Origin of the sequence: Sulfurimicrobium lacus (assembly GCF_011764585.1) — a bacterium.
GTDB lineage: Bacteria > Pseudomonadota > Gammaproteobacteria > Burkholderiales > Sulfuricellaceae > Sulfurimicrobium > Sulfurimicrobium lacus.
Map to the genome: position 1 here is coordinate 576,347 of NZ_AP022853.1, position 25,476 is coordinate 601,822.

25 protein-coding genes are annotated in these 25,476 nt (G+C 61.4%); 20 read left to right on the plus strand and 5 right to left on the minus strand.

Annotated elements, in window-relative coordinates; genetic code table 11:
- Positions 1 to 40: 40 nt before the first annotated feature.
- A complete protein-coding gene (gene rplQ / locus SKTS_RS02935) occupies positions 41 to 433 on the plus strand; it encodes a 50S ribosomal protein L17 (protein WP_173060081.1) in 393 nt (130 codons plus the stop codon).
- Between the two features lie 95 nt (positions 434 to 528).
- Positions 529 to 1,257 (plus strand): SAM hydrolase/SAM-dependent halogenase family protein, encoded by a 729-nt coding sequence (locus tag SKTS_RS02940; protein ID WP_173060084.1) that lies wholly within the window; start codon positions 529 to 531, stop codon positions 1,255 to 1,257.
- On the opposite strand, the gene uvrA is transcribed toward SKTS_RS02940, so the two are convergent.
- The gene (uvrA, locus tag SKTS_RS02945) at positions 1,254 to 4,070 is read right to left on the minus strand and encodes an excinuclease ABC subunit UvrA (protein ID WP_173060087.1); all 2,817 of its coding nucleotides are present in this window, start codon (positions 4,068 to 4,070) and stop codon (positions 1,254 to 1,256) included. The two genes, SKTS_RS02940 and uvrA, sit on opposite strands and share 4 nt — an antisense overlap.
- A gap of 63 nt (positions 4,071 to 4,133) precedes the next feature.
- On the opposite strand from uvrA, the gene SKTS_RS02950 reads away from it, so the two are divergent.
- From SKTS_RS02950 to nudB, 7 genes are all read left to right on the plus strand, one after another.
- Entirely contained in the window at positions 4,134 to 5,513 is a 1,380-nt protein-coding gene (locus tag SKTS_RS02950) for an MFS transporter (RefSeq protein ID WP_244617426.1), read from the plus strand.
- Between the two features lie 2 nt (positions 5,514 to 5,515).
- Positions 5,516 to 5,968: a single-stranded DNA-binding protein gene (locus SKTS_RS02955; protein ID WP_173060091.1), complete on the plus strand. Its 453-nt coding sequence runs from the start codon at positions 5,516 to 5,518 to the stop codon at positions 5,966 to 5,968.
- Between the two features lie 72 nt (positions 5,969 to 6,040).
- On the plus strand, positions 6,041 to 6,286 hold the full coding sequence (locus tag SKTS_RS02960) for an FmdB family zinc ribbon protein (RefSeq protein ID WP_173060094.1): 246 nt from the start codon (positions 6,041 to 6,043) through the stop codon (positions 6,284 to 6,286).
- 63 nt (positions 6,287 to 6,349) lie between these two features.
- Positions 6,350 to 6,967, plus strand: a complete 618-nt coding sequence (locus SKTS_RS02965) for a DUF502 domain-containing protein (protein ID WP_173060097.1) — start codon at positions 6,350 to 6,352, stop codon at positions 6,965 to 6,967.
- Between the two features lie 238 nt (positions 6,968 to 7,205).
- Complete coding sequence (gene aspS, locus SKTS_RS02970) at positions 7,206 to 9,005, plus strand: aspartate--tRNA ligase (protein ID WP_173060100.1); 1,800 nt, start codon at positions 7,206 to 7,208, stop codon at positions 9,003 to 9,005.
- Between the two features lie 48 nt (positions 9,006 to 9,053).
- A complete protein-coding gene (locus SKTS_RS02975; protein ID WP_173060103.1) occupies positions 9,054 to 9,434 on the plus strand; it encodes a rhodanese-like domain-containing protein in 381 nt (126 codons plus the stop codon).
- Between the two features lie 9 nt (positions 9,435 to 9,443).
- A complete protein-coding gene (gene nudB / locus SKTS_RS02980) occupies positions 9,444 to 9,893 on the plus strand; it encodes a dihydroneopterin triphosphate diphosphatase (RefSeq protein ID WP_173060106.1) in 450 nt (149 codons plus the stop codon).
- Here the strand turns inward: nudB and SKTS_RS02985 are convergent.
- Positions 9,853 to 10,827 carry a LysR family transcriptional regulator gene (locus tag SKTS_RS02985; protein ID WP_173060109.1) on the minus strand — a complete coding sequence of 325 codons (975 nt, stop codon included), beginning with the start codon at positions 10,825 to 10,827 and terminating at the stop codon, positions 9,853 to 9,855. The two genes, nudB and SKTS_RS02985, sit on opposite strands and share 41 nt — an antisense overlap.
- 167 nt (positions 10,828 to 10,994) lie before the next feature.
- Here SKTS_RS02985 and SKTS_RS02990 point away from each other — a divergent pair, with 167 nt between their 5' ends.
- The 10 genes from SKTS_RS02990 to SKTS_RS03035 all read left to right on the plus strand — a co-directional run bounded on the left by SKTS_RS02990 (position 10,995) and on the right by SKTS_RS03035 (position 22,221).
- Positions 10,995 to 12,416 (plus strand): form I ribulose bisphosphate carboxylase large subunit, encoded by a 1,422-nt coding sequence (locus SKTS_RS02990; RefSeq protein ID WP_173068879.1) that lies wholly within the window; start codon positions 10,995 to 10,997, stop codon positions 12,414 to 12,416.
- 102 nt (positions 12,417 to 12,518) lie between these two features.
- Positions 12,519 to 12,875, plus strand: a complete 357-nt coding sequence (locus SKTS_RS02995) for a ribulose bisphosphate carboxylase small subunit (RefSeq protein ID WP_173060112.1) — start codon at positions 12,519 to 12,521, stop codon at positions 12,873 to 12,875.
- A 127-nt stretch (positions 12,876 to 13,002) separates the two neighbouring features.
- On the plus strand, positions 13,003 to 13,806 hold the full coding sequence (locus SKTS_RS03000; protein WP_173060115.1) for a CbbQ/NirQ/NorQ/GpvN family protein: 804 nt from the start codon (positions 13,003 to 13,005) through the stop codon (positions 13,804 to 13,806).
- An 86-nt stretch (positions 13,807 to 13,892) separates the two neighbouring features.
- Entirely contained in the window at positions 13,893 to 16,265 is a 2,373-nt protein-coding gene (locus tag SKTS_RS03005) for a nitric oxide reductase activation protein NorD (RefSeq protein ID WP_173060118.1), read from the plus strand.
- 131 nt (positions 16,266 to 16,396) lie between these two features.
- Positions 16,397 to 16,699 (plus strand): hypothetical protein, encoded by a 303-nt coding sequence (locus SKTS_RS03010; protein WP_173060121.1) that lies wholly within the window; start codon positions 16,397 to 16,399, stop codon positions 16,697 to 16,699.
- Between the two features lie 101 nt (positions 16,700 to 16,800).
- Positions 16,801 to 17,439, plus strand: a complete 639-nt coding sequence (locus SKTS_RS03015; protein WP_173060124.1) for a carbonic anhydrase — start codon at positions 16,801 to 16,803, stop codon at positions 17,437 to 17,439.
- A 43-nt stretch (positions 17,440 to 17,482) separates the two neighbouring features.
- On the plus strand, positions 17,483 to 18,028 hold the full coding sequence (purE, locus tag SKTS_RS03020) for a 5-(carboxyamino)imidazole ribonucleotide mutase (protein WP_173060127.1): 546 nt from the start codon (positions 17,483 to 17,485) through the stop codon (positions 18,026 to 18,028).
- Between the two features lies 1 nt (position 18,029).
- Positions 18,030 to 18,914: a class II fructose-bisphosphate aldolase gene (locus SKTS_RS03025; RefSeq protein WP_173060130.1), complete on the plus strand. Its 885-nt coding sequence runs from the start codon at positions 18,030 to 18,032 to the stop codon at positions 18,912 to 18,914.
- Between the two features lie 103 nt (positions 18,915 to 19,017).
- The gene (nadA, locus tag SKTS_RS03030) at positions 19,018 to 20,115 is read left to right on the plus strand and encodes a quinolinate synthase NadA (RefSeq protein WP_173068882.1); all 1,098 of its coding nucleotides are present in this window, start codon (positions 19,018 to 19,020) and stop codon (positions 20,113 to 20,115) included.
- 192 nt (positions 20,116 to 20,307) lie between these two features.
- A complete protein-coding gene (locus SKTS_RS03035) occupies positions 20,308 to 22,221 on the plus strand; it encodes a peptidase U32 family protein (RefSeq protein WP_173060133.1) in 1,914 nt (637 codons plus the stop codon).
- Positions 22,222 to 22,257: 36 nt separating this feature from the next.
- On the opposite strand, the gene SKTS_RS03040 is transcribed toward SKTS_RS03035, so the two are convergent.
- Entirely contained in the window at positions 22,258 to 24,057 is a 1,800-nt protein-coding gene (locus SKTS_RS03040; RefSeq protein WP_173060136.1) for an ABCB family ABC transporter ATP-binding protein/permease, read from the minus strand.
- Positions 24,058 to 24,207: 150 nt separating this feature from the next.
- On the opposite strand from SKTS_RS03040, the gene SKTS_RS03045 reads away from it, so the two are divergent.
- On the plus strand, positions 24,208 to 24,480 hold the full coding sequence (locus tag SKTS_RS03045) for a type II toxin-antitoxin system HicA family toxin (protein WP_173060139.1): 273 nt from the start codon (positions 24,208 to 24,210) through the stop codon (positions 24,478 to 24,480).
- A 148-nt stretch (positions 24,481 to 24,628) separates the two neighbouring features.
- Here SKTS_RS03045 and SKTS_RS03050 read toward each other — a convergent pair whose 3' ends face one another.
- Positions 24,629 to 24,991: an endonuclease domain-containing protein gene (locus tag SKTS_RS03050; RefSeq protein ID WP_173060142.1), complete on the minus strand. Its 363-nt coding sequence runs from the start codon at positions 24,989 to 24,991 to the stop codon at positions 24,629 to 24,631.
- A 114-nt stretch (positions 24,992 to 25,105) separates the two neighbouring features.
- The gene (locus tag SKTS_RS03055; protein ID WP_173060145.1) at positions 25,106 to 25,468 is read right to left on the minus strand and encodes a translation initiation factor Sui1; all 363 of its coding nucleotides are present in this window, start codon (positions 25,466 to 25,468) and stop codon (positions 25,106 to 25,108) included.
- Positions 25,469 to 25,476: the final 8 nt, after the last annotated feature.

Consider the following 25,476-nt stretch of genomic DNA (forward strand, 5'->3'; position numbering starts at 1 on the left):
ATACTGGGTACCTGGAAACTTTGTAAAAAAAGGATTTGTTATGCGTCACCGTTTATCTAACCGCAAACTGAACCGCACCACTAGCCATCGTCTGGCGATGCTGCGCAATATGGCTAATTCCCTGCTGCGTCACGAGGTCATCAAGACCACGTTGCCGAAAGCGAAGGAGCTTCGCCGTGTTGCCGAACCGCTGATCACGCTTGGCAAAAAGCCTTCGCTGGCTAATCGTCGTCTTGCTTTTGACCGTCTGCGTGATCGTGAAATGGTGGTCAAGTTGTTCGATGAACTGGGCCCACGTTTTCAAACCCGCAATGGCGGCTACTTGCGCATCCTGAAATGCGGCTTCCGCTTGGGCGATAATGCGCCAATGGCGATTGTTGAATTGGTTGATCGCCCTGAAGGTGCAGAAGCAGTCGAAGAAAGCGCCGCTTAACTTCAGTTAAGCAGACGATAAAAAAGCCGAGCTTGCTCGGCTTTTTTATCGTCTGCAACTCTAGTTTGCTTCAGTAATGAGAATAAAATGCGATCATGATTCTTCTTTTTACAGATTATGGCGCTGTAGATATATATTCCGGCCAGATGCGAGCGGCAATCTGGACGCACGCGCCGGGTGTGGAAATTGTCGATCTCTTGCACTCCGCGCCGAATTTCGACATTAAGGCTAGCGCGCACCTTCTCGCAGCGCTGGTGCCACAGTTTCAAATCGCCTGTGTGTGTTTGGCCGTTGTCGATCCAGGTGTCGGTACGCAACGTGACGCGGTAGTGATGCTGGCCGACGAGAAATGGTATATCGGGCCGGACAACGGTTTGCTTTCTGTTGTCGCTGCTCGCGCCAGCAAAGTCGAGCTGTGGCGCATTATCTGGCGTCCTGAAAATTTATCGCGTTCATTTCACGGCCGGGATCTGTTCGCCCCGATTGCCGCACTGATTGAAAAGGGTGCTTTCCCGCACGGTAAACTGGCCGACACGGTAAGACTGCAGGTCGCTCTCGATGCCGGCGATCTGGGTGAAATCATTTACCTAGATCATTATGGCAACGCCATGACCGGCCTGCGTGCCGAGACGATGAAACACAGCGATAAACTCTTGCTGGGTTCTGCAGTGCTGCCCTATGCTGCGGTGTTTTCGGATGCTCCAAGCGGGCAGCCATTCTGGTATGAGAACAGTATCGGCCTGATCGAGATCGCACTTAATTGCGGCAATGCTGCAGCGCTGCTGGATATTAAAGTCGGCGACCCGGTCCGCTGCACTTCCTAGCGCAATACATGGGCCAGGTATTTGCCCGTATGGCTGTCCGGATTGGCGGCGATGTCTTCCGGGGTGCCTTCGGCAATGATTCGTCCTCCGCCGTTCCCGCCTTCAGGGCCGAGGTCCACTACCCAGTCGGCCGTCTTGATGACATCAAGATTGTGCTCGATGATTACAACTGTATTGCCGTGCTCGCGCAGCCGCTGCAGAACTGCCAGGAGCATCTCGATATCATGGAAATGCAGACCAGTGGTCGGTTCGTCCAGAATATATAGCGTCCTGCCCGTATCGCGTTTGGATAGCTCCAGAGATAGCTTTACGCGCTGCGCCTCGCCGCCGGAGAGGGTGGTGGCGCTCTGGCCCAGGGTAATGTAGCCCAGACCCACGTCCAGCAGGGTTTGCAACTTGCGCGCCACGACTGGTACGGGGCTGAAAAACTCGCGCGCCAGTTCCACTGTCATCTCAAGAATCTGATGAATATTCTTGCCTTTGTAGTTGATCTCCAGTGTTTCCCGATTGTAGCGGTGCCCGTGGCACACGTCGCAAGGTACGTATATATCAGGCAGGAAATGCATTTCCACCTTGATCACTCCGTCGCCCTGACAGGCTTCGCAGCGCCCCCCCTTGACGTTGAAAGAGAATCGACCTGGGCCATAACCACGGTTGCGTGATTCGGGTACGCCGGCAAAAAGCTCTCGGATCGGCGTGAAGAGTCCGGTATAGGTGGCCGGATTGGAACGCGGCGTGCGCCCGATCGGGCTCTGGTCAACATTGATTACTTTGTCGTAGAACTCCAGTCCGGTCAGTTCTTCATAGGGCGAAGGTTCGGCGTTGCTACCGTAGAGGTGGCGAGCCACGGCGTGATACAGCGTGTCGTTGATTAGTGTGGACTTGCCCGAACCCGATACGCCCGTAACGCAAACCAGCAGGCCAACCGGCAGGTTGAGCGTAACTTGCTTCAGGTTGTTGCCGCTGGCACCGATGATCTGCATCGTACGCTTGGGATCGGGTGCCATGCGCTGCCCTGGCACGGCAATGCTGCGTTTCCCGCTCAAATATTGTCCGGTCAGAGAGGCTGGGTTGGCCTTGATTTCGTCGGGCGTGCCCTGGGCCACGATGGCGCCGCCATGTACGCCAGCAGCGGGTCCCATGTCGACTACATAGTCGGCGGTCTGGATGGCGTCCTCGTCATGTTCCACCACGATGACGCTGTTACCCAGATCGCGCAATCTGATAAGGGTACCGAGCAGGCGGTCGTTGTCGCGCTGGTGCAGGCCGATGGAAGGCTCATCCAGCACATACATGACACCGGTCAGGCCTGAACCGATCTGGCTGGCCAGGCGGATGCGCTGCGCCTCGCCGCCGGACAGGGTGTCGGCGGAGCGGTCGAGCGAGAGGTAGTCCAGCCCGACGTTGGTGAGAAATTGCAGTCTGCTGGCAATTTCCTTGACGATGCGTTCGGCGATGGCCTGTTTCTGCCCGGTGAGCGTCAGGCCCTGAAAAAATTCCAGCGCCTGTTTCAGCGGTAGATGGCTGATTTCATATATCGGTTGGTCTGCAACCGTGACATGACGGGCTTCCTGGCGCAGTCGCGTGCCCTCGCAACTCGGGCAGGTCTGGTGGTTGAGGTATTTCGCCAGTTCCTCGCGCACCGTGAGGGAATCGGTTTCGTGGTAGCGCCGCTCCAGGTTGCGAAGGATGCCCTCGAACGGGTGCGCGCGCACCTGAAAGCCGCCGCGTTCGCCCAGATACTTGAAGCCAACAGATTCAGTGCCGCTACCGTAAAGCAGGATTTCCTGCACCCGGGGCGGAAGTTCCTCGAAGGGTTGCTCGAGATCGAAGCCATAGTGCATGGCCAGCGCCTGCAGCATCTGGAAAAAAAACTGGTTGCGGCGGTCCCAGCCCTTGACGGCGCCGGATGCCAGCGACAGGTGCGGAAAGGCGACTACCCGCTTGGGGTCGAAGAAATTGATCTGTCCCAGGCCGTCGCACTTGGGGCAGGCGCCCATGGGGTTGTTGAAGGAAAACAGGCGCGGTTCCAGTTCTGCCAGGGAATAGCTGCACACCGGGCAGGCGAACTTGGCGGAGAATAGGTGCTCCTTGCCAGTTTCCATTTCGACCGCCAGGGCGCGGCCTTCCGAGTGGCGCAACGCGGTTTCGAAGGATTCCGCCAGGCGTTGCTTGAGGTCCGCGCGCACCTTGACGCGATCGACGACCACGTCGATGGTGTGCTTCTTGTTCTTTTCCAGCTTGGGCGGCTGGTCGATTTCGTATACCTCGCCATCCACCCTCAGGCGCACAAAACCCTGGGCACGCAGTTCGTCGAACAAGTCGACCTGCTCGCCCTTGCGACCAGCGACCAGCGGCGAGAGGATCATCAGTTTGGTATCTTCCGGCAGCGCCAGGACGTGGTCCACCATCTGCGAAACGCTCTGGGATTCGAGTTTGGTATGGTGCTCCGGACAATGCGGGTCGCCCACGCGAGCGTAGAGCAGGCGCAGGTAGTCGTGAATTTCCGTGACCGTGCCCACGGTGGAGCGCGGGTTGTGGCTGGTGGCTTTCTGTTCGATGGAAATCGCGGGCGACAGACCTTCGATCAGGTCAACGTCCGGCTTTTCCATCAACTGCAGGAACTGGCGCGCGTAAGCGGAAAGCGATTCCACATAGCGCCGCTGGCCTTCGGCGTAGAGGGTGTCGAAGGCGAGGGAGGATTTGCCCGAACCGGACAAGCCGGTGATGACGACCAGCTTGTTGCGCGGGATGTCGAGACTGATGTTTTTCAGGTTGTGGGTGCGCGCACCGCGAATCTTGATATAGGACATGGCCCACTGCAGAGTTAAACGTAACCTGCTAATATACTCAACTTTGCGTTCCAGACCAAACAAATGCTTGAAACCGACAAGATGACTTCTGTCGAATTGCGTGCCAGCGCGGGGCTGGCGGGCATTTTCGGCCTGCGCATGCTGGGCATGTTTCTCATTCTGCCGGTTTTTGCCATCTATGCCAGCACCCTGCCGGGCGGCCAGAATCATGCCTTGATCGGCCTGGCGCTGGGCGCTTACGGCTTGACCCAGGCGCTCTTGCAGTTGCCTTTCGGCATGGCGGCGGACCGCTTCGGCCGCAAGCCGGTGATTTATTTCGGCCTGGTGATCTTTGTCCTGGGCAGTTTTGTCGCCGCGTCGGTGCACGATCTCGTGTGGATCATAATCGGCCGCTCGATCCAGGGCGCGGGCGCGATCTCCGCCGCAGTCACCGCGCTGCTTGCCGACCTGACGCGCGAAGAGCACCGCACCAAGGCCATGGCCATGATCGGCTCCACCATCGGTCTCATGTTCGCGGCTTCAATGGTGCTCGGTCCCGCGCTGTACCAATCCATCGGCGTGCCCGGCATGTTCGCCCTGACAGGCGTGCTTGCATTGCTGGCGATCGTCGTGGTGGCTACCGTCATCCCCAATCCCGGTGTCAGCCATTTTCATTCCGATGCCGAGATGGCCCCGGCGCGGCTCAAGGACGTGTTGCGCGACAAGCAGTTGTTGCGCCTCAACTTCGGGATATTCGCCCTGCATGCCGCGCAAATGGCGATGTTCACCGTGGTGCCGCTGGCCTTGCGAGAAACCGGAAATTTCCCCGAAAGCCAGCACTGGAAAGTTTATCTGCCGGTGATGCTGATCGCTTTCGCATTCATGGTCCCGGCAATTATCGTCGGCGAGAAAAAAGCCAAGTTGAAACAGGTGTTCGTTTTTGCCGTGGCGCTGCTGTTTGCAACCCAGCTCCTGTTTACGGAATTGATCGGCAATTTCTGGGGCATCGTGGCGATGTTGCTGACCTTCTTTATCGCCTTCAATATCCTCGAGGCCACGCTGCCCTCGCTGATTTCCAAGCTGGCGCCGGCCCAGGCAAAAGGTACGGCGATGGGCGTGTATAATACTTCGCAGTCGCTGGGGCTGTTCGTCGGCGGCGCCATGGGCGGCTTGCTGGCCAACTACGTGGGCCATTTTGCGGTGTTTGCCTTCGGCGCGGTGCTGTCGGGTATCTGGCTGTGGCTGGCGATTTCCATGCGCACCCCGCCGGCGGTCAAGACCAAGATGTACCACCTTGAAATCATGGACAAAGCCAGGGCGCACAAACTGATGCGGCAACTGGCGGCAGTGTCGGGCGTGGCAGAGGTGGTCGTGTCGGCAGAGGAAAGCGTGGCCTATCTCAAGGTCAACATGGCGGGCTGGGATGAAGAACAAGTGCTGAAACTTATTGAGGGAGTGGTCTGAAAATGGCATCGGTAAACAAGGTTATTCTCGTAGGACGTCTGGGCAAGGATCCGGAAACGCGCTATATGCCCAATGGCGACGCGGTTACCAACATCACGTTGGCGACCAGCGAAACATGGAAAGACAAGAACGGCGAAAAGCAGGAAAAAACCGAGTGGCATCGGGTGACCTTCTACCGCAAGCTGGCGGAAATCGCCGGCGAATACCTCAAGAAAGGCAGCATGGCCTACGTCGAGGGGCGGCTGGAAACGCGCAAGTGGACGGACAAGGCCGGCGTCGAGAAATACACCACCGAGATCATCGCCAACGAGATGCAGATGCTGAGCAGCCGCGGTGGCAGCAGCAACTCCTTCGAAGTGGTGGACCGTGAGCCGACCGGAAGCAGCGCCTCGAAACCGGCTGCCAAGAAAACGGGCGGAGAGTTCGATGATTTCGAGGACGACATTCCTTTCTAGAAACACCTTGAATCGGATGGGTATTGTCCCCATTTAGTATCTGTCCTTTTTCGATTTTGCAGGGAGTTTGTGATGCCTATATACGAATACCGTTGTACCGATTGCGGTTTCCAAAAGGAATTCATCCAGAAAATGAGCGATGCGCCGCTGACCACTTGCCCGGAATGCGGCAAGGAATCGCTCGCCAAAATGCTCAGTGCGGCAGGCTTCCAACTCAAGGGTAGCGGCTGGTACCAGACCGATTTCAAGGGCGGATCCAAGCCCAAGGAAGAGGCGAAGCCCGCCGGCGGTTGCGGCGGCAGCTGCGCCTGCCATTGAAGTCGCCTGCCCGCAGCGCGGATTCGCCGGCCCGGCGGGTCCGCGTTTATTTTGCCTAGACCCATGAGACGCTATTTCATCACCGGATTGCTGATCTGGGTGCCGCTCGGTATCACCGTGTGGGTGCTCAATCTGCTCATCGGCACGCTGGACCAGAGCCTGCTCCTGGTACCGGAGTCGCTGCGCCCGCAAGCCATGCTGGGGCTCAATATTCCCGGCATCGGCGCGATTCTGACCCTGCTGGTGATTTTTCTCACCGGCGTGCTCGCCGCCAACATCATCGGACAGCGCCTGGTGCGCTTCTGGGAAGCCCTGCTGGCGCGCATTCCGGTGGTGAAGTCGATTTACTACAGCGTCAAGCAGGTCAGCGATACGCTGTTCTCGGGTAACGGGGACGCGTTCCGCAAGGTGCTGCTGGTGCGCTATCCCCATCCGCAGGCGTGGTCCCTGGCGTTCCAGACCAATGTGCCGAGCGATGTCGCCGCGCAGTTCGACGAGGAATACGTCGCCGTTTTCATTCCCACCACCCCCAGCCCGGTCAACGGCTTTTACTTCTACGTCAAGAAGAGCGAAACCATCGAACTCGACATGAGCGTGGACGATGCGCTCAAGTCCATCGTCTCCATGGGCGTGGTGGCGCCGAAAAAAGCCGCAGTTTCGGCCACTTATCCCGGCGACTGAACATTCGCAGCCTATCTGACTTAAAGGAAATCGGCTGCAAATCCGCCTGGGCGGTCCATATTTCGCCGCTTTCTTGGTCAATAGAACGACTATTGACCTGCAAAACCGGACAAAATCTGTCCTCGCCCAGCCGAATTTTCGCTTCGATTCTTCAAGTCAGACAGGCTGCTCGGGTATAATTCTCCCTTTTTTGCTTCTGCCGTTTAGGCACTCGTAACAACTCGAATCGGATTCAGCCATGATGCGTACTCACTATTGCGGCGCGGTAAATCGCGACCATTTGCAACAAACCGTTACCCTGAGCGGCTGGGCGCACCGGCGCCGCGACCACGGCGGGGTGATTTTCATCGACCTGCGCGACCGTGAAGGCCTGGTGCAGGTGGTGTGCAATCCGGACAAGGTGGACACCTTCGCCATCGCCGAAAAAATCCGCAACGAGTTCGTGCTCAAGGTCACCGGTCGCGTCAACCCGCGCCCCGAGGGAACGGTCAACCCCAATCTGCCCACCGGCGAAATCGAAGTCATCGCCGACAGCATCGAAATCCTCAATGCCTCCCTGACGCCGCCGTTCCAGCTCGACGACGAAAACCTGTCCGAGAACGTGCGCCTGACGCACCGCTACCTCGACCTGCGCCGTCCGGTCATGCAGGAAAACATGAAGCTGCGCTACCGCGTCTCCAAGACCCTGCGCGACTACCTCGACCAGCACGGTTTCATGGAAATCGAAACCCCCATGCTGACCCGCTCCACGCCGGAAGGCGCGCGCGACTACCTGGTGCCGAGCCGCGTGCACCCGGGGCAGTTCTTCGCCCTGCCTCAATCGCCGCAGCTGTTCAAGCAGCTGCTGATGGTGGCCGGCTTCGACCGCTATTTCCAGATCACCAAGTGCTTCCGCGACGAAGACCTGCGCGCCGACCGTCAGCCGGAATTCACCCAGGTCGACATCGAGACCTCGTTCATGAGCGAAAACGAGATCATGGACATCGTGGAAACCATGATCCGCGGCATGTTCAAGACCGTGATGAACGTCGACCTGCCCAACCCCTTCCCGCGCATGCCTTACGCCGAGGCCATGGGGCGCTACGGTTCCGACAAGCCCGACATGCGCGTCACGCTGGAACTGACCGAACTCAGCGACGTGATGAAGTCCGTCGAGTTCAAGGTGTTCCGCGCCGCGGCGGACATGGAAGGCGGCCGCGTGGCGGCGCTCAAGGTGCCGGGCGGCGGCACGCTGTCGCGCAAGGAAATCGACGACTACACCGCGTTCGTCGGGATCTACGGCGCCAAGGGCCTGGCTTACATCAAGGTCAACGAAGTGGCCAAGGGCCGCGACGGCCTGCAGTCGCCCATCGTCAAGAACCTCGATGACACCGCGCTGAAGGCGATCATCGAGCGCACCGGCGCCACCGACGGCGACCTGATCTTCTTCGGCGCAGACAAGGCCAAGGTGGTGAACGAGGCCCTCGGCGCGCTGCGCGCCAAGGTCGGCCACGAGCGCGGTTTGGCCGAAAGCGGCTGGCGTCCGTTGTGGGTGGTGGATTTCCCCATGTTCGAGCGCGACGAGGAAAACAACCGCTGGGCGGCGCTGCATCACCCCTTCACCGCCCCTGCCGACGGCCACGAAGACCTGCTGCAGAGCGATCCCGGCAAGGCCCTGTCCAAAGCCTACGACATGGTGCTGAACGGCTGGGAAGTGGGTGGCGGCTCGGTGCGTATCCACCGCCAGGAAGTGCAGAGCAAAGTGTTCCAGGCGCTCAATATCAGCGCCGAGGAGGCCCAGGAAAAATTCGGCTTCCTGCTCGACGCCCTGCAGTTCGGTGCGCCGCCCCACGGCGGCCTGGCCTTCGGGCTGGATCGGCTGGTCACGCTGATGGCCGGTGCCGAGTCGATCCGCGACGTGATCGCCTTCCCCAAGACCCAGCGCGCCGCCTGCCTCATGACGCAGGCGCCGAATACGGTGGACGAAAAACAGCTGCGTGAGTTGCATATCCGCTTGCGCCAGCAGGTGCAGACCCAGGTGGACGTCGCCAAGAACTAACTGCGAGGGCGTGTTTCACGCCCTGAATCAACAAATTGGAGAACTGATATGCCCATTACCCCTCACGACCTGGTGGTCGAAGCCAAATCCCAGATCAAGGAAGTCACCTGCGACGAAGCCATGTCGCTGCTCGGCAAGCGCGTGGTGCTGGACGTGCGCGAGTACGACGAGTTCGCTGCCGGCCACCTGCCCGGCGCCATCAACATTCCGCGCGGCGTGCTCGAATTCAAGATCGGCATGGTGCCGGAAGCTGCGCCACGCGACGCCTCGCTACTGATCTATTGCCGCACCAGCGGCCGCGCAGCGCTGTCCGCGGTGCAGTTGCACCGCCTCGGCTACGGCGACGTGGTTTCCATGTCCGGCGGCTTCGACCAGTGGAGCAGCGAGCAGCGGCCAACCGAGAAACCGGAACCGATCAATTTCGAGTAATTCCGGCAGATGCCTTACAAAATACCCGTCTCCGTCCTGGTGGTGATCTACACCCCGGACCTGCGGGTATTGCTGCTGGAGCGTGCCGACCATCCCGGTTACTGGCAATCGGTAACCGGCAGCTGCGACCCGGGCGAAAGCCTGCGCCAGACCGCAGTGCGCGAAGTCGCGGAAGAAACTGGACTGGACGCCGAGCAATACAAGTTCAGCGACTGGAACGAGGAAAACGTCTTCGAGATTTACGCCGAGTGGCGCCACCGCTACGCGCCCGGCGTGACTCACAATGCCGAGCATGTCTTCGGGCTCGAAGTGCCGCAGCCTCTCCCCGTCAGGCTCGCCCCGCGCGAACACCTCAACCATGTCTGGCTACCGTGGCAGGAAGCGGCCCAAAAGGCTTTTTCCTGGACCAATGTGGCCGCTATCGAGAAGCTGCCTGAGGTGGCTGGTCGTCCTGGCTAAAACCGGGGAATACGGGAATGCCGCGCAAATAGTGTTCGCCCAGCAGTTTGCTCTCTTCGCGCAGAAAATCGAGAAAAGCCTGCGCGATTACGGATAGTCGCTTGTCCTTGGGATAGGCAAGATACCAGTGACGGCGGATCGGGAAGCCCTCGACCTTGAGTATGGCCAGTTCGTCGCTGCTGTGATCCAGGGCGAGGGTGTGCGCCGATAGTACGGCAATCCCCAGGCCGCCCGCTACCGCGTGCTTGATCGCTTCGTTGCTGCCGAGTTCCATCCTGACTTTGAGTTTGAGCGCCCGCTCTGCGAAAAACTGTTCGGTGGCGAGACGAATGCCGGAACCGGGCTCGCGCATCAGGAACTGTTCTTCCACCAGGCGTTGCGGCGAAATGATCTTTTCCGCCGCCAGCGGATGGCTGCTCGAGGCAACCACCACCAGCGGGTTCTCCAGAAAAGGTTCGAAGACCACCTCCAAACCCTCGGGGGGCTGGCCCAGCACGTACAGATCGTCCTCGTTGTCCGCCATGCGCTGCAGCACCCGCTCGCGGTTGGTCACCTTGAGCGACACGTCGATGCCGGGGTAGCGCAGGCAGAACGGGCCGAGCAGTCGCGGCACGAAATACTTGGCGGTGGTGATCACCGCCAGCCGCAGCTTGCCTGCCTTCACCCCCTTCATGTCCGACACCAGCATCTCGAAACGCGACAGCCCCTCGAAGGTTTCGTGGCAGACCTTGAGCAGTTCGCGCCCGGTATCGGTCAGGTGGATGCGCTTGCCGATCTGTTCCAGCAAGGGCAGCCCGACGATGTCGCTCAACTGCTTGAGCTGGATGGAAACGGTCGGCTGGGTCAGGTGCAGCTCCTCGGCTGCGCGGGTGAAGCTGAGGTTGCGCGCGACCGATTCGAACACCTTGAGCTGGCGCAAAGTGGCGTGTTTCATGACTGTCTTCCTGTACGACTTAACATAGATGATTATCTATGGTTATCCTTGAAAAATACAATTATTTTAAATCTCTAAATGTATTTATAGTTTCTCCACGCTCTACGGAGTCACAGTTCTTCCCCCGCGGAAGTTGCGTGTTTAAACCTGAAATCAAGGAGCCTGCCATGGCAGTCAAGACCTACAACGCCGGTGTGAAAGAATACCGGCAAACCTACTGGACGCCGGAATACACCCCGCTGGATACCGACATCCTTGCCTGTTTCAAAATCACCCCACAGCCTGGCGTGGACCGCGAAGAAGTGGCTGCTGCCGTCGCCGCCGAATCGTCGACCGGCACCTGGACCACGGTGTGGACCGACCTGCTGACCGACCTCGACTATTACAAGGGCCGCGCCTATCGCATCGAAGACGTGCCGGGCGATGATACCTGCTTCTACGCTTTCGTGGCTTACCCGATCGACCTGTTCGAGGAAGGCTCCGTCGTCAACGTGCTGACTTCCCTGGTGGGCAACGTGTTCGGCTTCAAGGCCCTGCGCGCACTGCGCCTGGAAGACGTGCGCTTCCCCATCGCCTATGTGAAAACCTGCGGCGGACCGCCCCAGGGTATCCAGGTCGAGCGCGACAAGATGAACAAGTACGGCCGTCCGCTGCTGGGCTGCACCATCAAGCCGAAATTGGGTCTGTCCGCCAAGAACTACGGCCGTGCGGTGTACGAGTGCCTGCGCGGTGGCCTGGACTTCACCAAGGACGACGAAAACGTCAACAGCCAGCCGTTCATGCGTTGGCGCGACCGTTTCGAGTTCGTGCAGGAAGCCACCCTGAAGGCGCAGCGCGAAACCGGCGAGCGCAAGGGTCACTACCTGAACGTGACGGCTCCAACGCCTGAAATGATGTACGAGCGTGCCGAGTTCGCCAAGGAAATCGGCGCACCGATCATCATGCACGATTACCTCACCGGCGGTCTGACCGCAAACACCGGCCTGGCCAACTGGTGCCGTAAAAACGGCATGCTGCTGCACATCCACCGCGCCATGCACGCCGTGCTGGACCGCAACCCGCACCACGGCATCCACTTCCGCGTGCTGACCAAGGTGCTGCGCCTGTCCGGTGGCGATCACCTGCACTCCGGCACCGTGGTGGGCAAGCTGGAAGGCGACCGCGAAGCGACGCTGGGCTGGATCGACACCATGCGCGACGAGTTCATCAAGGAAGACCGCAGCCGCGGCCTGTTCTTCGACCAGGATTGGGGCTCCATGCCCGGCGTGATGCCGGTCGCCTCCGGCGGTATTCACGTGTGGCACATGCCGGCGCTGGTGAACATCTTCGGCGATGACTCGGTGCTGCAGTTCGGCGGCGGCACGCTGGGCCACCCCTGGGGCAACGCGGCCGGCGCAGCAGCCAACCGCGTCGCGCTGGAAGCCTGCGTGGCAGCGCGCAACCAGGGTGTCGCCATCGAGAAGGAAGGCAAGGACATCCTGACCAAGGCCGCAGCCAGCAGCCCGGAATTGAAGATCGCCATGGAAACCTGGAAGGAAATCAAGTTCGAGTTCGACACCGTCGACAAGCTGGACGTGGCACATAAATAAGTTATCAGTCTTCAGCGATCAGCCGTCAGCACACGATGTGCGGCGCTTGCGCCTTAACTGACGGCTGAATGCTGACAGCTAACAGCTAAAAGGAGTTTCAAAATGAGTGAAGTAATGGATTACAAATCGCGCGTCAGCGATCCAGCCAGCCGCAAGTTCGAGACCTTCTCCTACCTGCCGGCCTTGACCGCGGACGAGATCAAGAAGCAGGTGGAATACCTGGTTTCCAAAGGCTGGAACCCGGCCATCGAGCATACCGAGCCGGAATACCTGATGGATTCCTACTGGTACATGTGGAAGCTGCCGATGTTCGGCGAAACCGACGTGAACAAGGTGCTGGCGGAAGCCGAAGCCTGTCACAAGGCCAACCCCGACAACCACGTGCGCCTGATCGGTTACAACAACTTCAACCAGTCGCAGGGCGCGGCCATGGTGATTTTCCGCGGCAAGACCGTGTGATGTTCTGACTTCCCCGCCGCAGTGTCATCGACTGCGGCAGGGAATTTTCGATGCATGGACGAAAGCGGCTGCCGCAATAAAGCGCGGCTTTTTTCGCCCCTGTGTTTAGCGCCAGATGGAGACGATCATGAACGACATCATCCAGCAGTACCGAATCGAGAAAGAACCCTATTACCGCCCCGTGTCGGACGAGGTGGAACTGTACGAGGCCGCCTATAGCGTGCGCATGCCGATGATGCTCAAAGGCCCGACCGGCTGCGGCAAGACCCGCTTCGTCGAGCACATGGCCTGGAAACTGGGCAAGCCGCTGATCACCGTGGCGTGCAACGAGGACATGACGGCCTCCGACTTGGTCGGACGCTTCCTGCTCGACGCCAACGGCACGCGCTGGCAGGACGGTCCGCTGGCCATCGCCGCGCGCTATGGCGCGATCTGCTACCTGGACGAAGTGGTGGAAGCGCGCCAGGACACCACGGTGGTGATCCACCCGCTGACCGACAATCGCCGCGTGCTGCCGCTGGAAAAGAAGGGCGAGCTGCTTCATGCCCACGCCGATTTCCAGCTGGTGATTTCCTACAACCCCGGCTACCAAAGCCTGATGAAGGATTTGAAGCAATCCACCAAGCAGCGCTTCGGCGGCCTCGATTTCAACTATCCGGATCACGCCATCGAAACCGAAATCGTCGCCCACGAGACCGGCGTCGTCGCGGAAGTGGCCGGCAAGCTGGTGTCCATCGCCGAACGTGCGCGCAACCTCAAGGGCCACGGCCTGGACGAGGGCATCTCGACGCGCATGCTGACCTACGCCGGCAGCCTCATCGCCACCGGCGTCGATCCGGTCAAGGCATGTCGCGTCGCCCTGGTGCGCCCGATCACCGACGACCCGGACATGCGCGATGCGCTGGACGCAGCGGTGACAACGTTCTTTTAGGTGAGGCGAGAGGCGTGAGGGGTGAGGCGAGAAAGAAACCTGGCTCTTCGCCTCACCCCTACCCCCTCACCCCTTACGGAGGTTCCATGAGCATCAATCTCGAAGACTACCAGGAACTGACCAGCTCGCTCTCCCCGGAGCTGCAGGAAAGCCTGCAGGCCGCGTGGCTGGAAGCGGGCAAGGTTTTCAGTGCGCGCGGCCTGGACAATTACCTCAAGGGTGCCGCGGCGCTGAAGAGCCTGGGCAAGGGCGACGAGCTGATCGCCACCTGGATCGACCACGCGCCGCTGGTGGCCAAGGAAATCGGCGAGGACGCCGTGCCGGACCTGGTGCAGACCGCGCTCTCCCTGGCCTCCAAGACCTCCGGCGCGGTGATCGAACTGGTACTCAGTACCGCGCCCACGGCGGCCAGCCGCCTCGGCGACGAGGTGCTGTTCCGCGCCTATCTGCAATTCCTGAACACGCTGCTGTCGCAGGCGCCGCGCGGCGTGCGCCCGATGCTGGAAAATCTGGAGACGCTGTTCAGCCAGCTCACTCTGGGCGGTTTGCGCCGCTGGGCGCTGTGGGGCGCGCACGCCCACCGTACCGATTACCCGGAACAGGCCAGTTACTTCAGCCTGCAATCCAGGGAATCCCAGGCCATGCTGCAGAAGGAGCGCAAGGGCACGCTGTTCGTCGACGTGCAGCGCCGCATCAACATGTATTTGCGTGCCCTGTGGGCGCGGGATTTCTTCATGAAACCGACTTCCGGAGACTTCGAGACGCGCGAAGGCTACCGGCCTTATGTGGAAGGCTATTTCATCCACCTGCCCGATGCCTATGATGATTTTTCTCTCCCCTCCCCCGCAAGCGGGGGAGGGGCTGGGGGAGAGGGTAACAAGCTGCCGGGACTGGAAATGTACCGCGCCGCGGCAGCGCACAGTGCCGCGCATATCGTTTACACCCGCGACCCGATCTCGGCCGAGGCGCTCAATCCCTGGCAGATGGCGGTGATCAGCGTGATCGAGGACGCCCGCGTGGAAACCCTGGCGGTGAACAAGTTTCCCGGCCTGAAGAAGCTGTGGGTGCAGTTGCACGGCATCCGCGCGGAGCAGGGCAATACGGCTGGCGATTACCTCAACCGCATGGCGCGCGCCCTGCTGGATGACAGCTACCAGGACGACGACCCGTGGATCGCGCAGGGCCGCGTGCTGTTCAGGCAGGCGGCGGCGCGCCTCGACAGCAATCAGGTTTCCTGGGATATCGGCGTGCAACTGGCGCACGAATTTATGGAGAAGCGCATTCCCTTCAACCCGCGCTCGGATGTGCTCACCGCCCCCTATCGCGACGACAACCGCTATTTCTGGGAATTCGAGGAATTCGATTTCGAACAGGCCATGGCGGCGGGTTACGAAGCGCCCAGGCAGGTGCGCAAGCACGTCAGCCTGATGGAGCTCGCCAACGAAATCGAGGTCGAAACCGCCGGCGACGATGCGGAAGAAATCTGGGTGCTGGGTACCGAACTCTTTCCCTACGAGGACATGGGCAAGTCCTTCAACGAGCTGGAAGGCAGGGAACCGGTTTCCGAGCCCTACCATTACGCGGAGTGGGATTACCAGATCCAGCTCGAACGCCCGGCCTGGGCCACGGTGCTGGAGAAGCGTCCGAAGGGCGGCGATCTGCAGCTGATCGACGATATCGCCGCGCAGCACAAGCGCACTATCGGCCGCCTCAAATTCCTGCTCGATGCTCTGCAGCCCCAGGGCGTGACGCGCATCCGCAAGCTCGAAGACGGCGACGAGGTGGACGTCAACGCCGCCATCCGCGCCATGATCGACATTCGCATGGGGCAGCAACCGGACCCGCGCATCATGATGCGTTCGGTACGCAAGGTGCGCGACATTTCGGTGATGGTGCTGCTGGACCTGTCGGAGTCCACCAACGAGAAGGTGAGCGGGCAGGACTACAGCGTGCTCGACCTGCAGCGTCAGGCCACGGTGCTGCTGGCCGACGCCATCCACAAGATCGGCGATCCCTTCGCGATTCACGGTTTCTGCTCGGACGGGCGCCACAACGTCGAATACTTCCGTTACAAGGATTTCGACCAGCCCTACAGCGAATTGCCGAAGTCCCGCCTGGCGGGCATGAGCGGGCAGCTCTCGACGCGCATGGGCGCGGCCATCCGCCACGCCGGGCACTACCTGAAACTGCAGAAATCGGCGAAAAAGCTGCTGCTGGTGATCACCGACGGCGAGCCGGCCGACATCGATGTGCGCGACCCGCAGTACCTGCGTTACGATACCAAGAAAGCGGTGGAGGAGATGGCGCGTAGCGGCGTGACCACTTTCTGCATGTCGCTCGACCCGAAGGCGGATCAATACGTTTCCCGGATTTTCGGGGCCAGGAACTACATGGTCGTGGACCATGTAGAACGCTTGCCTGAAAAGCTGCCAGTTCTCTACGCCGGATTAACGCGATGACGAAAGAACTTGGCAAATATGATGCTTGAATCCCGGAGCGGCAGCTTTCGGCGCAGGCTAACTTCGCACAGCGAAGTTAAGCGTAGCGGCCGAAGCCACAAGTTGCCACTCCTTTATGCAGGGCTTACACGATGACACAGCAAACTTATGTCGGTATCGACCAGGATACCAATGCCGGGCTGACCCACCTCGGGCGCATGGTGCGCGATGCCTGGGTATTCGGCATCCTGCCCGAAACGGAAACCTGCGCGGGCTGGGATTCCGCGCGAATGCAGAACCTGTACGAGCAGGTTTACGCTGCCTGGGAGCCTTACGCCCACTTGCCAAGCCGCTTGCCGCCGGAACTGGGCGAACGACACGCGCAGTTTTATGCGCAGGCTATCACGGCCGCGCGCGGCGAGGGCTGGGACCCGGAACTGGGCGAGGACGAATAGGTGCGCAGAAATCAGGGACGCTCCGGCGCCGGGAACTTGAGTACCCGCGCCGCTCCGTCGAAGCGCGCCTTCGCGGCCAGATCTTCAAGGAAGAATCGAACATGAACCACATTGAAAAACTTGTCGAAGGTTTCAAGCGCTTCCGCCGCCACAATTACGAGGAAAATCGCGCCTTGTTCGACCGTCTCACCAGGCAGGGGCAGTCGCCCAAGACGATTGTGGTGGGGTGTTGCGATTCCAGGGTGGATCCCGCCATCGTGACGGACAGCGACCCGGGCGACCTGTTCATCATCCGCAATGTCGCCAACCTGGTTCCGCCCTTCGAGACCAGCGGCAATTATCACGGCACCAGCGCCGCCCTGGAATTCGGGGTGCGCCACCTGGAAGTGGAGAACATCGTGGTGCTGGGGCACGCCCACTGCGGCGGCATCAGGGCGTTGCTGGACGAGGCGCCGGGGGATAAACCCGGGGAAGGATTCATTGCGGAGTGGATGAAAGTCGCCAGCAATGCGCGCAACCGCGTGTTGTCGCGGATGCATGGAGAACCGCTGGAAAAGCAGGTACGCGCCTGCGAGCAGGAGGCCATCCTGGTGTCCCTGGACAACTTGCTGACTTTCCCCTGGATACTGGAGCGTGTCGCGCAAAGGAAACTGGCGCTGCATGGCTGGTATTTCGATATGGAACACGGCGAGCTATTGGCCTACAACCCCGGCAGCAATCGTTTCGAGGCGCTTTCCTGATCCTGCCGTGTGCCCCTCAGACTTTCAACCCAAGGAAAAATGTATGAAGAAGTCCGCCGTTGCAAAGAAATTCGCCGGGCATGCCGGCAGCAAGATTCTGGTCGGTATTCTGACCGGCAGTCCCAATGACCTGCCCACCGTGGTCAAGGTGCGCGACACCCTGAGCGAACTGGGCATCCCCAGCGAAATCGTGGTGGCCTCGGCCCACCGCACGCCGGACAAGGTGCTGGCCTATCTCGAACGCGCGCACCGGGAAGACGTGCAGGTGCTGATCGGCTGTGCCGGCGTGGCCGCGCACCTGGCCGGCGTCATCGCGGGCCATACCCGCCTGCCGGTGATCGGCCTGCCGCTTTCCGGCGGCATCATGTCCGGCCTCGACGCCCTGCTTTCGACCGTGCAGATGCCGCCCGGGGTGCCGGTTGCCACCGTGGCGGTGGATGGCGCGAAAAACGCCGCCATGCTGGCGGCCCGTATCCTTGCGCTCAAATTCCCGGAAATCAACCTGGCCCTGGAGGCGGCAGGGAAAAAGGAACGCGCCCGCTACGACCAGAGCGCCGACGAGGCATTGGCGAAACTGGCAGGAAAGTAGGATGGCACTCGTCAACATGGCCGACATGCTGGGCCACGCCTACCGTCACGCCTATGCCGTGGGCGCGTTCGGCGTGGTCACGCTGGATTTTCTCGAAGCCGTCATCCAGGCGGCGGAAAACTATCGTGCGCCGGTGATCCTCAACCTGACCGAATCGCATTTCGACTATTACGATTTCGATCTGCTGGCGCCGGCGGTGGTGGCCGCGGCGCGGCGCGCCAAGGTTCCGGTGGCGATCCACCTCGACCACGGCCACAGCCTCGAATCGGCCGAACGCGCGATTCGCTGCGGTTTCAGCGGGGTGATGGTGGACTACTCGGATCAGCCTTTCGAGGATAACCTGCGCCTGACGCGTGCCGTGGTCGGTCTGGCGCACGCCAGCGGCGTGACGGTGGAAGCCGAGCTGGGTTATGTGCCGGGCGGCGAGGGCGAGAACGCGGAAAATCTGTCGCACGAATTCGACTACACCTCGCATGCCGAAGCCAGGGTGTTCGTGGCGCGCAGCGGGGTGGACTGCCTGGCGGTGTCCATCGGCACCGTGCACGGGCGCATGAAGGGCGCGCCCAAGCTGGACTATGCGCGCCTGGCGAAGATCAACGAGGCAGTCGGCATCCCGCTGGTGATCCACGGCGGCACGGGCTTGTCCGACGAGCAGTTCCGCAAGCTGATCGCCAACGGCGTGGCCAAGATCAACTACTACACCGGGCTCTCCGACCTCGCCGTGCGGCATATCCGCGACAACCCGGCGATCGGCGACAGCGGCTACATGGCGCTCAAGCGCAGCACCCGGGAAGCGGTACGGGGCGAGGTGGAGCGCTGCATTCGCCTGTGGGGCAGCGGCGGACGCGCGGCGGAAGTGCTGGAACAATGCCGCGCTCTGCCTTGACCCAAATTCGCGCGGGCGGCTGATTTTTCCTTCATATTCTGGTAACTTTAGCGTTTGCTAATTTTCCCGGATGCGCAGCCCCGCCATGCAAGTCAGTCCCGCCATGCAAGTCAGCCCCATCACCTTCGACACGTTCAGCCAGATGCAGGACGACGCCTGCCAGGAGCGCATCGTTGCCGCCAAGGCCAAGCTGGGCAAGCGCCTGGTGATTCTGGGGCACCACTACCAGCGCGACGACGTGATCCGCCACGCCGATTTCACCGGCGATTCGCTCAAGCTGTCGCGCCAGGCGGCGGACTCGGAGGCGGAATACATCGTGTTTTGCGGCGTGCATTTCATGGCCGAGGTGGCGGATATCCTGTCGCGCCCGGAACAGATTTCCATCCTGCCCGACCTCTCCGCCGGCTGCTCCATGGCGGACATGGCCTCGCTGGCCAAGGTGGAGCGCGCCTGGCGCGAGCTGAAAACGGTGCTCGACCCGGACCAGAGCGTCACGCCGGTCACCTACATCAATTCCGCCGCCGACCTGAAAGCCTTCTGCGGCGAGCACGGCGGCATCGTCTGCACCTCCAGCAACGCCACCAGGATTCTCGATTGGTCGTTCGCCCAGCGCGAGAAGGTGCTGTTCTTCCCCGACCAGAACCTGGGCCGCTGGAGCGGCTTCAAGATGGGCATTCCGCTCGACGAAATGGTGCTGTGGGACTACGACCAGCCGATGGGCGGCCTGACGCCGGAGCAGATCAGGAAGGCCAGAATCATCCTGTGGAAAGGCCTGTGCTCGGTGCACCAGATGTTCCAGCCGCAGCACATCGAGAATTTCCGCGCGCAGCACCCGGACGGCCTGGTGATTTCCCACCCCGAGTGCAGCTTCGAGGTGTGCCAGCTGTCCGACTATGTCGGCTCCACCGAATACATCATCAAGACCATCGCCGAATCCAAGCCCGGCACGCACTGGCTGGTGGGCACCGAGCTGAACCTGGTCAACCGCCTGGCCAACCGCTTCAAGCCGGAGGGCAAGACCGTGCAGTTCATGTCCTCGACGGTGTGCATGTGCTCGACCATGGCGCGCATCGACCCGCAGCACCTGGCCTGGGTACTGGAAAACCTGGTGGCCGGCAAAGTGGTGAACCGCACCACGGTGCCGCCGCAGGAAGCCGAACTGGCGCGCCTGTCGCTGCAGCGCATGCTCGACGCGTCTTGATTTTAAAAAATCAGTTAGCCACAGAGAACACAGAGTTCACAGAGGAAATGCAATTTCTTTGCCGTAAATTTTCGCGTTACCCATCAGGTGAGCCCAAAGATGTGGAATCCGTTTTTCTCTGTGTCCTCTGTGATCTCTGTGGCTTGAATTGCGGCTTTTAGATTGAACGAACATCGCAGCACCCGGCATGCAATGCCCGGAAACCTCATCTCCAACACCCTCGAACTGCTCGCCCCGGCGAAGACCGCCGCGATCGGCCGCGAGGCCGTCCTGCACGGCGCGGACGCGGTGTATATCGGCGGGCCGTCGTTCGGCGCGCGCCACAACGCGGTCAACAGCGTCAGCGAGATCGCCGCGCTGGTGGAGTTCGCGCACCGCTACCGCGCGCGCATCTACGTCACGCTCAACACCATCCTGCACGACAGCGAGCTGGAAGCGGCGCGCCGCCTGGTCCACGAGTTCTACGACGCCGGCGTCGACGCGCTGATCGTCCAGGACATGGGCCTGCTGGAGCTGGACCTGCCGCCCATCGACCTGCACGCCTCGACCCAGTGCGACATTCGCACGCCGGAAAAGGCGCGCTTCCTCGCCGATTCCGGGTTTTCGCAAATCGTCCTGGCGCGCGAACTGACGCTGGCGGAAATCGCCGCCGTGCGCGCCGCCGTGCCGGCCGACACCGTGCTCGAACACTTCATCCACGGCGCGCTGTGCGTGGCCTTCTCCGGCCAGTGCTACATAAGCCACGCGCAGACCGGGCGCAGCGCCAACCGCGGCGACTGCTCCCAGGCCTGCCGCCTGCCCTATACCCTGCAGGACGGCAAGGGCAGGGTGGTGGCCTTCGACAAGCACCTGCTGTCGGTGAAGGACAACAACCAGAGCGCGAACCTGCGCGCACTGGTCGACGCCGGGGTGCGCAGCTTCAAGATCGAGGGGCGCTACAAGGAAGCCGCCTACGTCAAGAACATCACCGGCCACTACCGCCAGTTGCTCGATGCGATCCTCGCCGAGCGGCCCGAACTGGCGCCAGCTTCGAGCGGCCGCACGCAACTGCTGTTCACGCCCAACCCGGACAAGACCTTCCACCGCGGCGCCACCGACTATTTCTCCAACGGGCGCAAGGCCGACATCGGCGCCTTCGACACCCCGGCCTTCGTCGGCGTGCCGCTCGGCACGGTGACGTGCGTCGGGCCTGACTGGATCGAACTGGAAGCCAACGAGCCGCTGGCCAACGGCGACGGGCTGACCTACCTGCACAAGCGCGAGGTGGTCGGCCTGCAGGCCAACCGCGCCGAACGCGTGGGGAAGGGCAAGCTGTGGCGCGTGTGGCCGAACGAGCCGGTCGGCAGCTTGCCGGGCCTGAAAACAGGCACGGCGCTCTCCCGCAACCGCGACCACGCCTGGGACCAGGCGCTGACCAAAAAATCCGCCGAGCGTCGCATCGATGTGAGCGCACGCTTCGGCGAGAGTGCAGACGGCTTCACCCTGACGCTGCAGGACAGCGACGGCGTCAGCGCAACTGCCGCCATCTCTTTCGACAAGCAGCCGGCGCAGAACCCGGCGGAGGCCGAGGCATCATTGCGCGAGCAGCTGGCGCGCTTCGGCAACACCATTTTCGCGCTGCAGCAGCTCGACATCGGCTGGTGGAGCCAGCCCTGGTTCGTGCCGTCGTCGGTCGCCAACAAGCTGCGCCGCGACGCGGTCGAGCAACTGGAAACCGCGCGGCTCAAGGCGTACCGGCGCCCGATGCGCAAACCCGCGCTGGAGCCGCCCGTGGCCTACCCGGAAGAAACGCTGTCCTATCTGGCCAACGTCTACAACCAGGCGGCGCGCGCGTTCTACGCGCGGCACGGCGTCAAGCTGATCGAGGCGGCCTACGAGGCGCACCAGGAGAAGGGCGAGGTGTCGCTGATGATCACCAAGCACTGCCTGCGCTATTCGTTCAGCCTGTGCCCCAAGCAGGCCAAGGGCGTGATCGGCGTCCAGGGCCAGGTGCGCGCCGAACCGATGGTGCTGCTGAACGGCAAGGAGCGCCTGACGCTGACGTTCGACTGCAAGGCGTGCGAGATGCACGTGGTGGGCAAGATCAAGAAGCACGTCCTGAGCTGACTCCCCCCCGCAGGAGTTGTACGAAAGCTCCCGAAATCAGGCGACTTCCTCTTCCGCCTGCTGCTGCAGCGCCCACATGTGCGCATAGACGCCGTCTCTCGCCAGCAGCTCGGGGTGGCGTCCGCGCTCGATAATGCGGCCTGTGTCCATCACCAGGATCTCGTCGGCTTCCACCACGGTGGAGAGGCGGTGGGCGATGATCAGGCTGGTGCGGCTGCGGGCGATTTCCAGCAGCTCGGCCTGGATGGCTTTCTCGGTCCTGGTGTCGAGCGCGGAGGTGGCTTCGTCGAGGATCAGGATCGCCGGGTTTTTCAGCAGGGTGCGGGCGATGGCGACGCGCTGCTTCTCGCCGCCGGAGAGCTTCAGGCCGCGTTCGCCGACCACGCTGTCCCAAGACTGCGGCAGGGATTCGATGAAGTCGAGGATGTGCGCGGCGCGGGCCGCCTCGATCACTTCTTCGCGCGTGGCGTCGGGGCGGCCGTAGGCGATGTTGTAGTAGATGCTGTCGTTGAACAGCACGGTGTCCTGCGGCACCACGCCGATGGCCGCGCGCAGGCTGTCCTGGCTGAGCTGGCGGATGTCCTGGCCGTCGATGCGGATGCTGCCCTGGTTCGCGTCGTAGAAGCGGAACAATAACCTTGCCAGCGTGGATTTGCCCGCGCCGCTGGCGCCCACCGCGGCTACCGTTTTCCCGGCCGGGATGGTGAAGCTGACGTCGTGCAGGATCGGGCGGTCGGGGTTGTAGGCGAAGCTGACCTGCTCGAACTTCACCTCGCCGCCCAGCACGGCCAGCGTGCGCGCATCCGGCGCGTCTTCCACTTCCTTGGGGCGGTGCATGAGGGTGAACATGCGTTCCACGTCGGTCATGGACTGCTTGATCTCGCGGTACATCACGCCCAGAAAGCTCAAGGGCTGGAACATCTGCAGCAGGAAGGCGTTGACCATCACCAGGTCGCCCAGCGTGAGCGTGCCCGCCACCACGCCGTTGGCCGCGCGCAGCACCATGAGCGTGACGCCGACGGCGATGGTGCCGGCCTGCGCCGCATTGAGCAGGCCGAGCGAACGCTGCGATTGCAGTGCCACGCGCTCCCATTCCGCCAGGCTGCTGTCGTAGCGCGCCGCCTCGTAGCGCTCGTTGCCGAAATACTTCACCGTTTCGTAGTTCAGCAGGCTGTCGATGGCGCGGCCGTAGGCTTCCGAATCCAGCGTGTTGGCGCGGCGCACGAACTGGGTGCGCCAGTCGGTGATGGTCACGGTAAAGCCGATGTACGCCGCCAGCGTCACCAGCGTGATCAGCCCGAACACCCAGTCCAGCTTGACGAACAGGATCACCGCCACCATCAGGATTTCCAGCACGGTGGGCGTGATGCGGAACAGCAAATAGCCCACCAGGCTGGAGATCGCCTTGGAGCCGCGCTCGATGTCGCGCGTGATGCCGCCGGTCTGGCGCTCGAGGTGGAAGCGCAGCGACAGCGCGTGCAAGTGCTGGAACACCGCCATGCTCACCCGCCGCATGGCGCGTTGCGTGACCTTGCCGAACACCACGTCGCGCAGGTCGGAAAAAGTGGTGCTGGCGAAGCGCAGCAAGCCGTAGCCGACGATCAGCGCCAGCGGCAGAACCAGGTCGGCGTGCGATTTGTCCAGCGAATCGATGATCTCCTTCAGCACCAGCGGCACCATCACCGCGGCCAGCTTCGCGCCGATCAGCAAGGCCAGCGCCAGCAGCACGCGGCCGCGGAACTCCCACAGGTAGGGGAACAGGCGGCTGATGGAGCGCAGATCGGCTTTGCCGGGCTGGGGCGGGCTGCGGTAATGGGCGTGTTCGAATCGGGACATCGGGTTTTGTTAATCTCGCTTGGGGAATCTTGGTTGGCCAGCTTTGAGAGGGCCATTATTTCACAGCGCGCAAAATCTGCTCAACTTTGCTTTACCGCGCCGCGTCAGGGGATAATAATTCACGCAAGGTCGTACATGAGGAGCTTCTCCATGAGTCACAAGCATAGCAGCCTGTTGCGCGCCATCTTTCATGACCCGGTCAGCGGCAACATCCACTGGCGCGAAGTCGAATCCCTGCTGCATCACCTGGGTGCCGACGTCATTCCCGCGCATGGCGCGCGCTTTCACGTGATGCTCAACGGCGCCGAGGAATTCCTGCACCATCCCCACCAAAGCAACGTGTGCGACAGGAACCTGATCAAGCAACTGCGCGAATACCTCGCCCGTGCCGGGGTCACGCCGTCGAGTTACGAGTGCGACTAAATCCCCCTCGATCCCCCTTTTTCAAAGGGGGAAGACAAGCAGTCCCACTGCACTGCTTTTTGTTCGCCCTCATTCCCCGAGGAGGTGGTGCGTTATAGCAGTAAATGCTGAGGCGACAGCTGTTGTTCCCCCCTTTGAAAAAGGGGGGCTAGGGGGGATTTCCCTTCACAATCATATCTATCACTTCCAGCACCGCATCCGTCTCCAATAGCACCTGCCGATTATCAAATCGCAATACGCGCAATCCTAACTCCGCCAGCGCGTCATCGCGCGCTTGGTCTTTGGCCTGATGTTCCTCTTCAAAATGTTGGCTACCGTCAAGCTCGATCACTAGTTTTGCAGCCGGGCAATAAAAATCCACAATGAATGCGAGCAACGGTTTTTGCCGGTAGAACTGCACGCCTTGTATTTGCTTGCGTCGGAGACGATGCCACAGAACTTGCTCGGCATCCGTCATGTTGGTTCTGAGCGCGCGCGAGTTTTCCTTGAGTTTTGGGTTGTAGCGTTCCATTAAATCCCCCTCGATCCCCCTTTTTCAAAGGGGGAGGTCAGTGCGTTAAATACCGAGGCGACACGCAGTTGTTTCCCCACTTTGAAAAAGGGGGGCCAGGGGGGATTTGCAAGCCTAGCCCCCCGCCCTTTTGACGACCCAGCCCTGCTTCTTGAGCGCCTCGATCACGCGCTCGCAGTGATCGCCCTGGATTTCGATCACGCCGTCCTTCACCGTCCCGCCCGAGCCGCACGCCGTCTTGATCTGCTTGCCCAGTTGCGCGAGGGCCGGCGCGTCCAGCGCAAGGCCCTTGACCAGGGTGACGCCCTTGCCCTTGCGGCCCTTGGTCTCCCTGGAGACGCGCACGATGCCGTCGGACGCAGGGGTGGCCGTATTCTTGCTGCAGACGCACTCGGCAACGGGTTTGCGGCACGCCGGGCACATTCTGCCGTGCTCGGTGGAATAGACCAGCCCGCCGTTTGTTTTAGTATTTTTCATGACTGTTC

Excerpts from the sequence above, each read along its gene's own strand:
- SKTS_RS03000 (WP_173060115.1), top strand. The coding sequence starts at position 13,003 with ATGAACGACATCATCCAGCAGTACCGAATCGAGAAAGAACCCTATTAC.
- SKTS_RS02965 (WP_173060097.1), top strand. The coding sequence starts at position 6,350 with ATGAGACGCTATTTCATCACCGGATTGCTGATCTGGGTGCCGCTCGGT.
- SKTS_RS03035 (WP_173060133.1), top strand. The coding sequence starts at position 20,308 with ATGCCCGGAAACCTCATCTCCAACACCCTCGAACTGCTCGCCCCGGCG.
- SKTS_RS02995 (WP_173060112.1), top strand. The coding sequence starts at position 12,519 with ATGAGTGAAGTAATGGATTACAAATCGCGCGTCAGCGATCCAGCCAGC.
- SKTS_RS02985 (WP_173060109.1), bottom strand. The coding sequence starts at position 10,827 with ATGAAACACGCCACTTTGCGCCAGCTCAAGGTGTTCGAATCGGTCGCG.
- SKTS_RS03045 (WP_173060139.1), top strand. The coding sequence starts at position 24,208 with ATGAGTCACAAGCATAGCAGCCTGTTGCGCGCCATCTTTCATGACCCG.
- SKTS_RS02960 (WP_173060094.1), top strand. The coding sequence starts at position 6,041 with ATGCCTATATACGAATACCGTTGTACCGATTGCGGTTTCCAAAAGGAA.
- SKTS_RS02975 (WP_173060103.1), top strand. The coding sequence starts at position 9,054 with ATGCCCATTACCCCTCACGACCTGGTGGTCGAAGCCAAATCCCAGATC.
- nadA (WP_173068882.1), top strand. The coding sequence starts at position 19,018 with ATGCAAGTCAGCCCCATCACCTTCGACACGTTCAGCCAGATGCAGGAC.
- nudB (WP_173060106.1), top strand. The coding sequence starts at position 9,444 with ATGCCTTACAAAATACCCGTCTCCGTCCTGGTGGTGATCTACACCCCG.
- uvrA (WP_173060087.1), bottom strand. The coding sequence starts at position 4,070 with ATGTCCTATATCAAGATTCGCGGTGCGCGCACCCACAACCTGAAAAAC.
- SKTS_RS03040 (WP_173060136.1), bottom strand. The coding sequence starts at position 24,057 with ATGTCCCGATTCGAACACGCCCATTACCGCAGCCCGCCCCAGCCCGGC.
- SKTS_RS03050 (WP_173060142.1), bottom strand. The coding sequence starts at position 24,991 with ATGGAACGCTACAACCCAAAACTCAAGGAAAACTCGCGCGCGCTCAGA.
- SKTS_RS03005 (WP_173060118.1), top strand. The coding sequence starts at position 13,893 with ATGAGCATCAATCTCGAAGACTACCAGGAACTGACCAGCTCGCTCTCC.
- aspS (WP_173060100.1), top strand. The coding sequence starts at position 7,206 with ATGATGCGTACTCACTATTGCGGCGCGGTAAATCGCGACCATTTGCAA.
- SKTS_RS03010 (WP_173060121.1), top strand. The coding sequence starts at position 16,397 with ATGACACAGCAAACTTATGTCGGTATCGACCAGGATACCAATGCCGGG.
- SKTS_RS02940 (WP_173060084.1), top strand. The coding sequence starts at position 529 with ATGATTCTTCTTTTTACAGATTATGGCGCTGTAGATATATATTCCGGC.
- SKTS_RS03025 (WP_173060130.1), top strand. The coding sequence starts at position 18,030 with ATGGCACTCGTCAACATGGCCGACATGCTGGGCCACGCCTACCGTCAC.
- purE (WP_173060127.1), top strand. The coding sequence starts at position 17,483 with ATGAAGAAGTCCGCCGTTGCAAAGAAATTCGCCGGGCATGCCGGCAGC.
- SKTS_RS02955 (WP_173060091.1), top strand. The coding sequence starts at position 5,516 with ATGGCATCGGTAAACAAGGTTATTCTCGTAGGACGTCTGGGCAAGGAT.
- SKTS_RS03015 (WP_173060124.1), top strand. The coding sequence starts at position 16,801 with ATGAACCACATTGAAAAACTTGTCGAAGGTTTCAAGCGCTTCCGCCGC.
- SKTS_RS02950 (WP_244617426.1), top strand. The coding sequence starts at position 4,134 with ATGCTTGAAACCGACAAGATGACTTCTGTCGAATTGCGTGCCAGCGCG.
- SKTS_RS02990 (WP_173068879.1), top strand. The coding sequence starts at position 10,995 with ATGGCAGTCAAGACCTACAACGCCGGTGTGAAAGAATACCGGCAAACC.
- SKTS_RS03055 (WP_173060145.1), bottom strand. The coding sequence starts at position 25,468 with ATGAAAAATACTAAAACAAACGGCGGGCTGGTCTATTCCACCGAGCAC.
- rplQ (WP_173060081.1), top strand. The coding sequence starts at position 41 with ATGCGTCACCGTTTATCTAACCGCAAACTGAACCGCACCACTAGCCAT.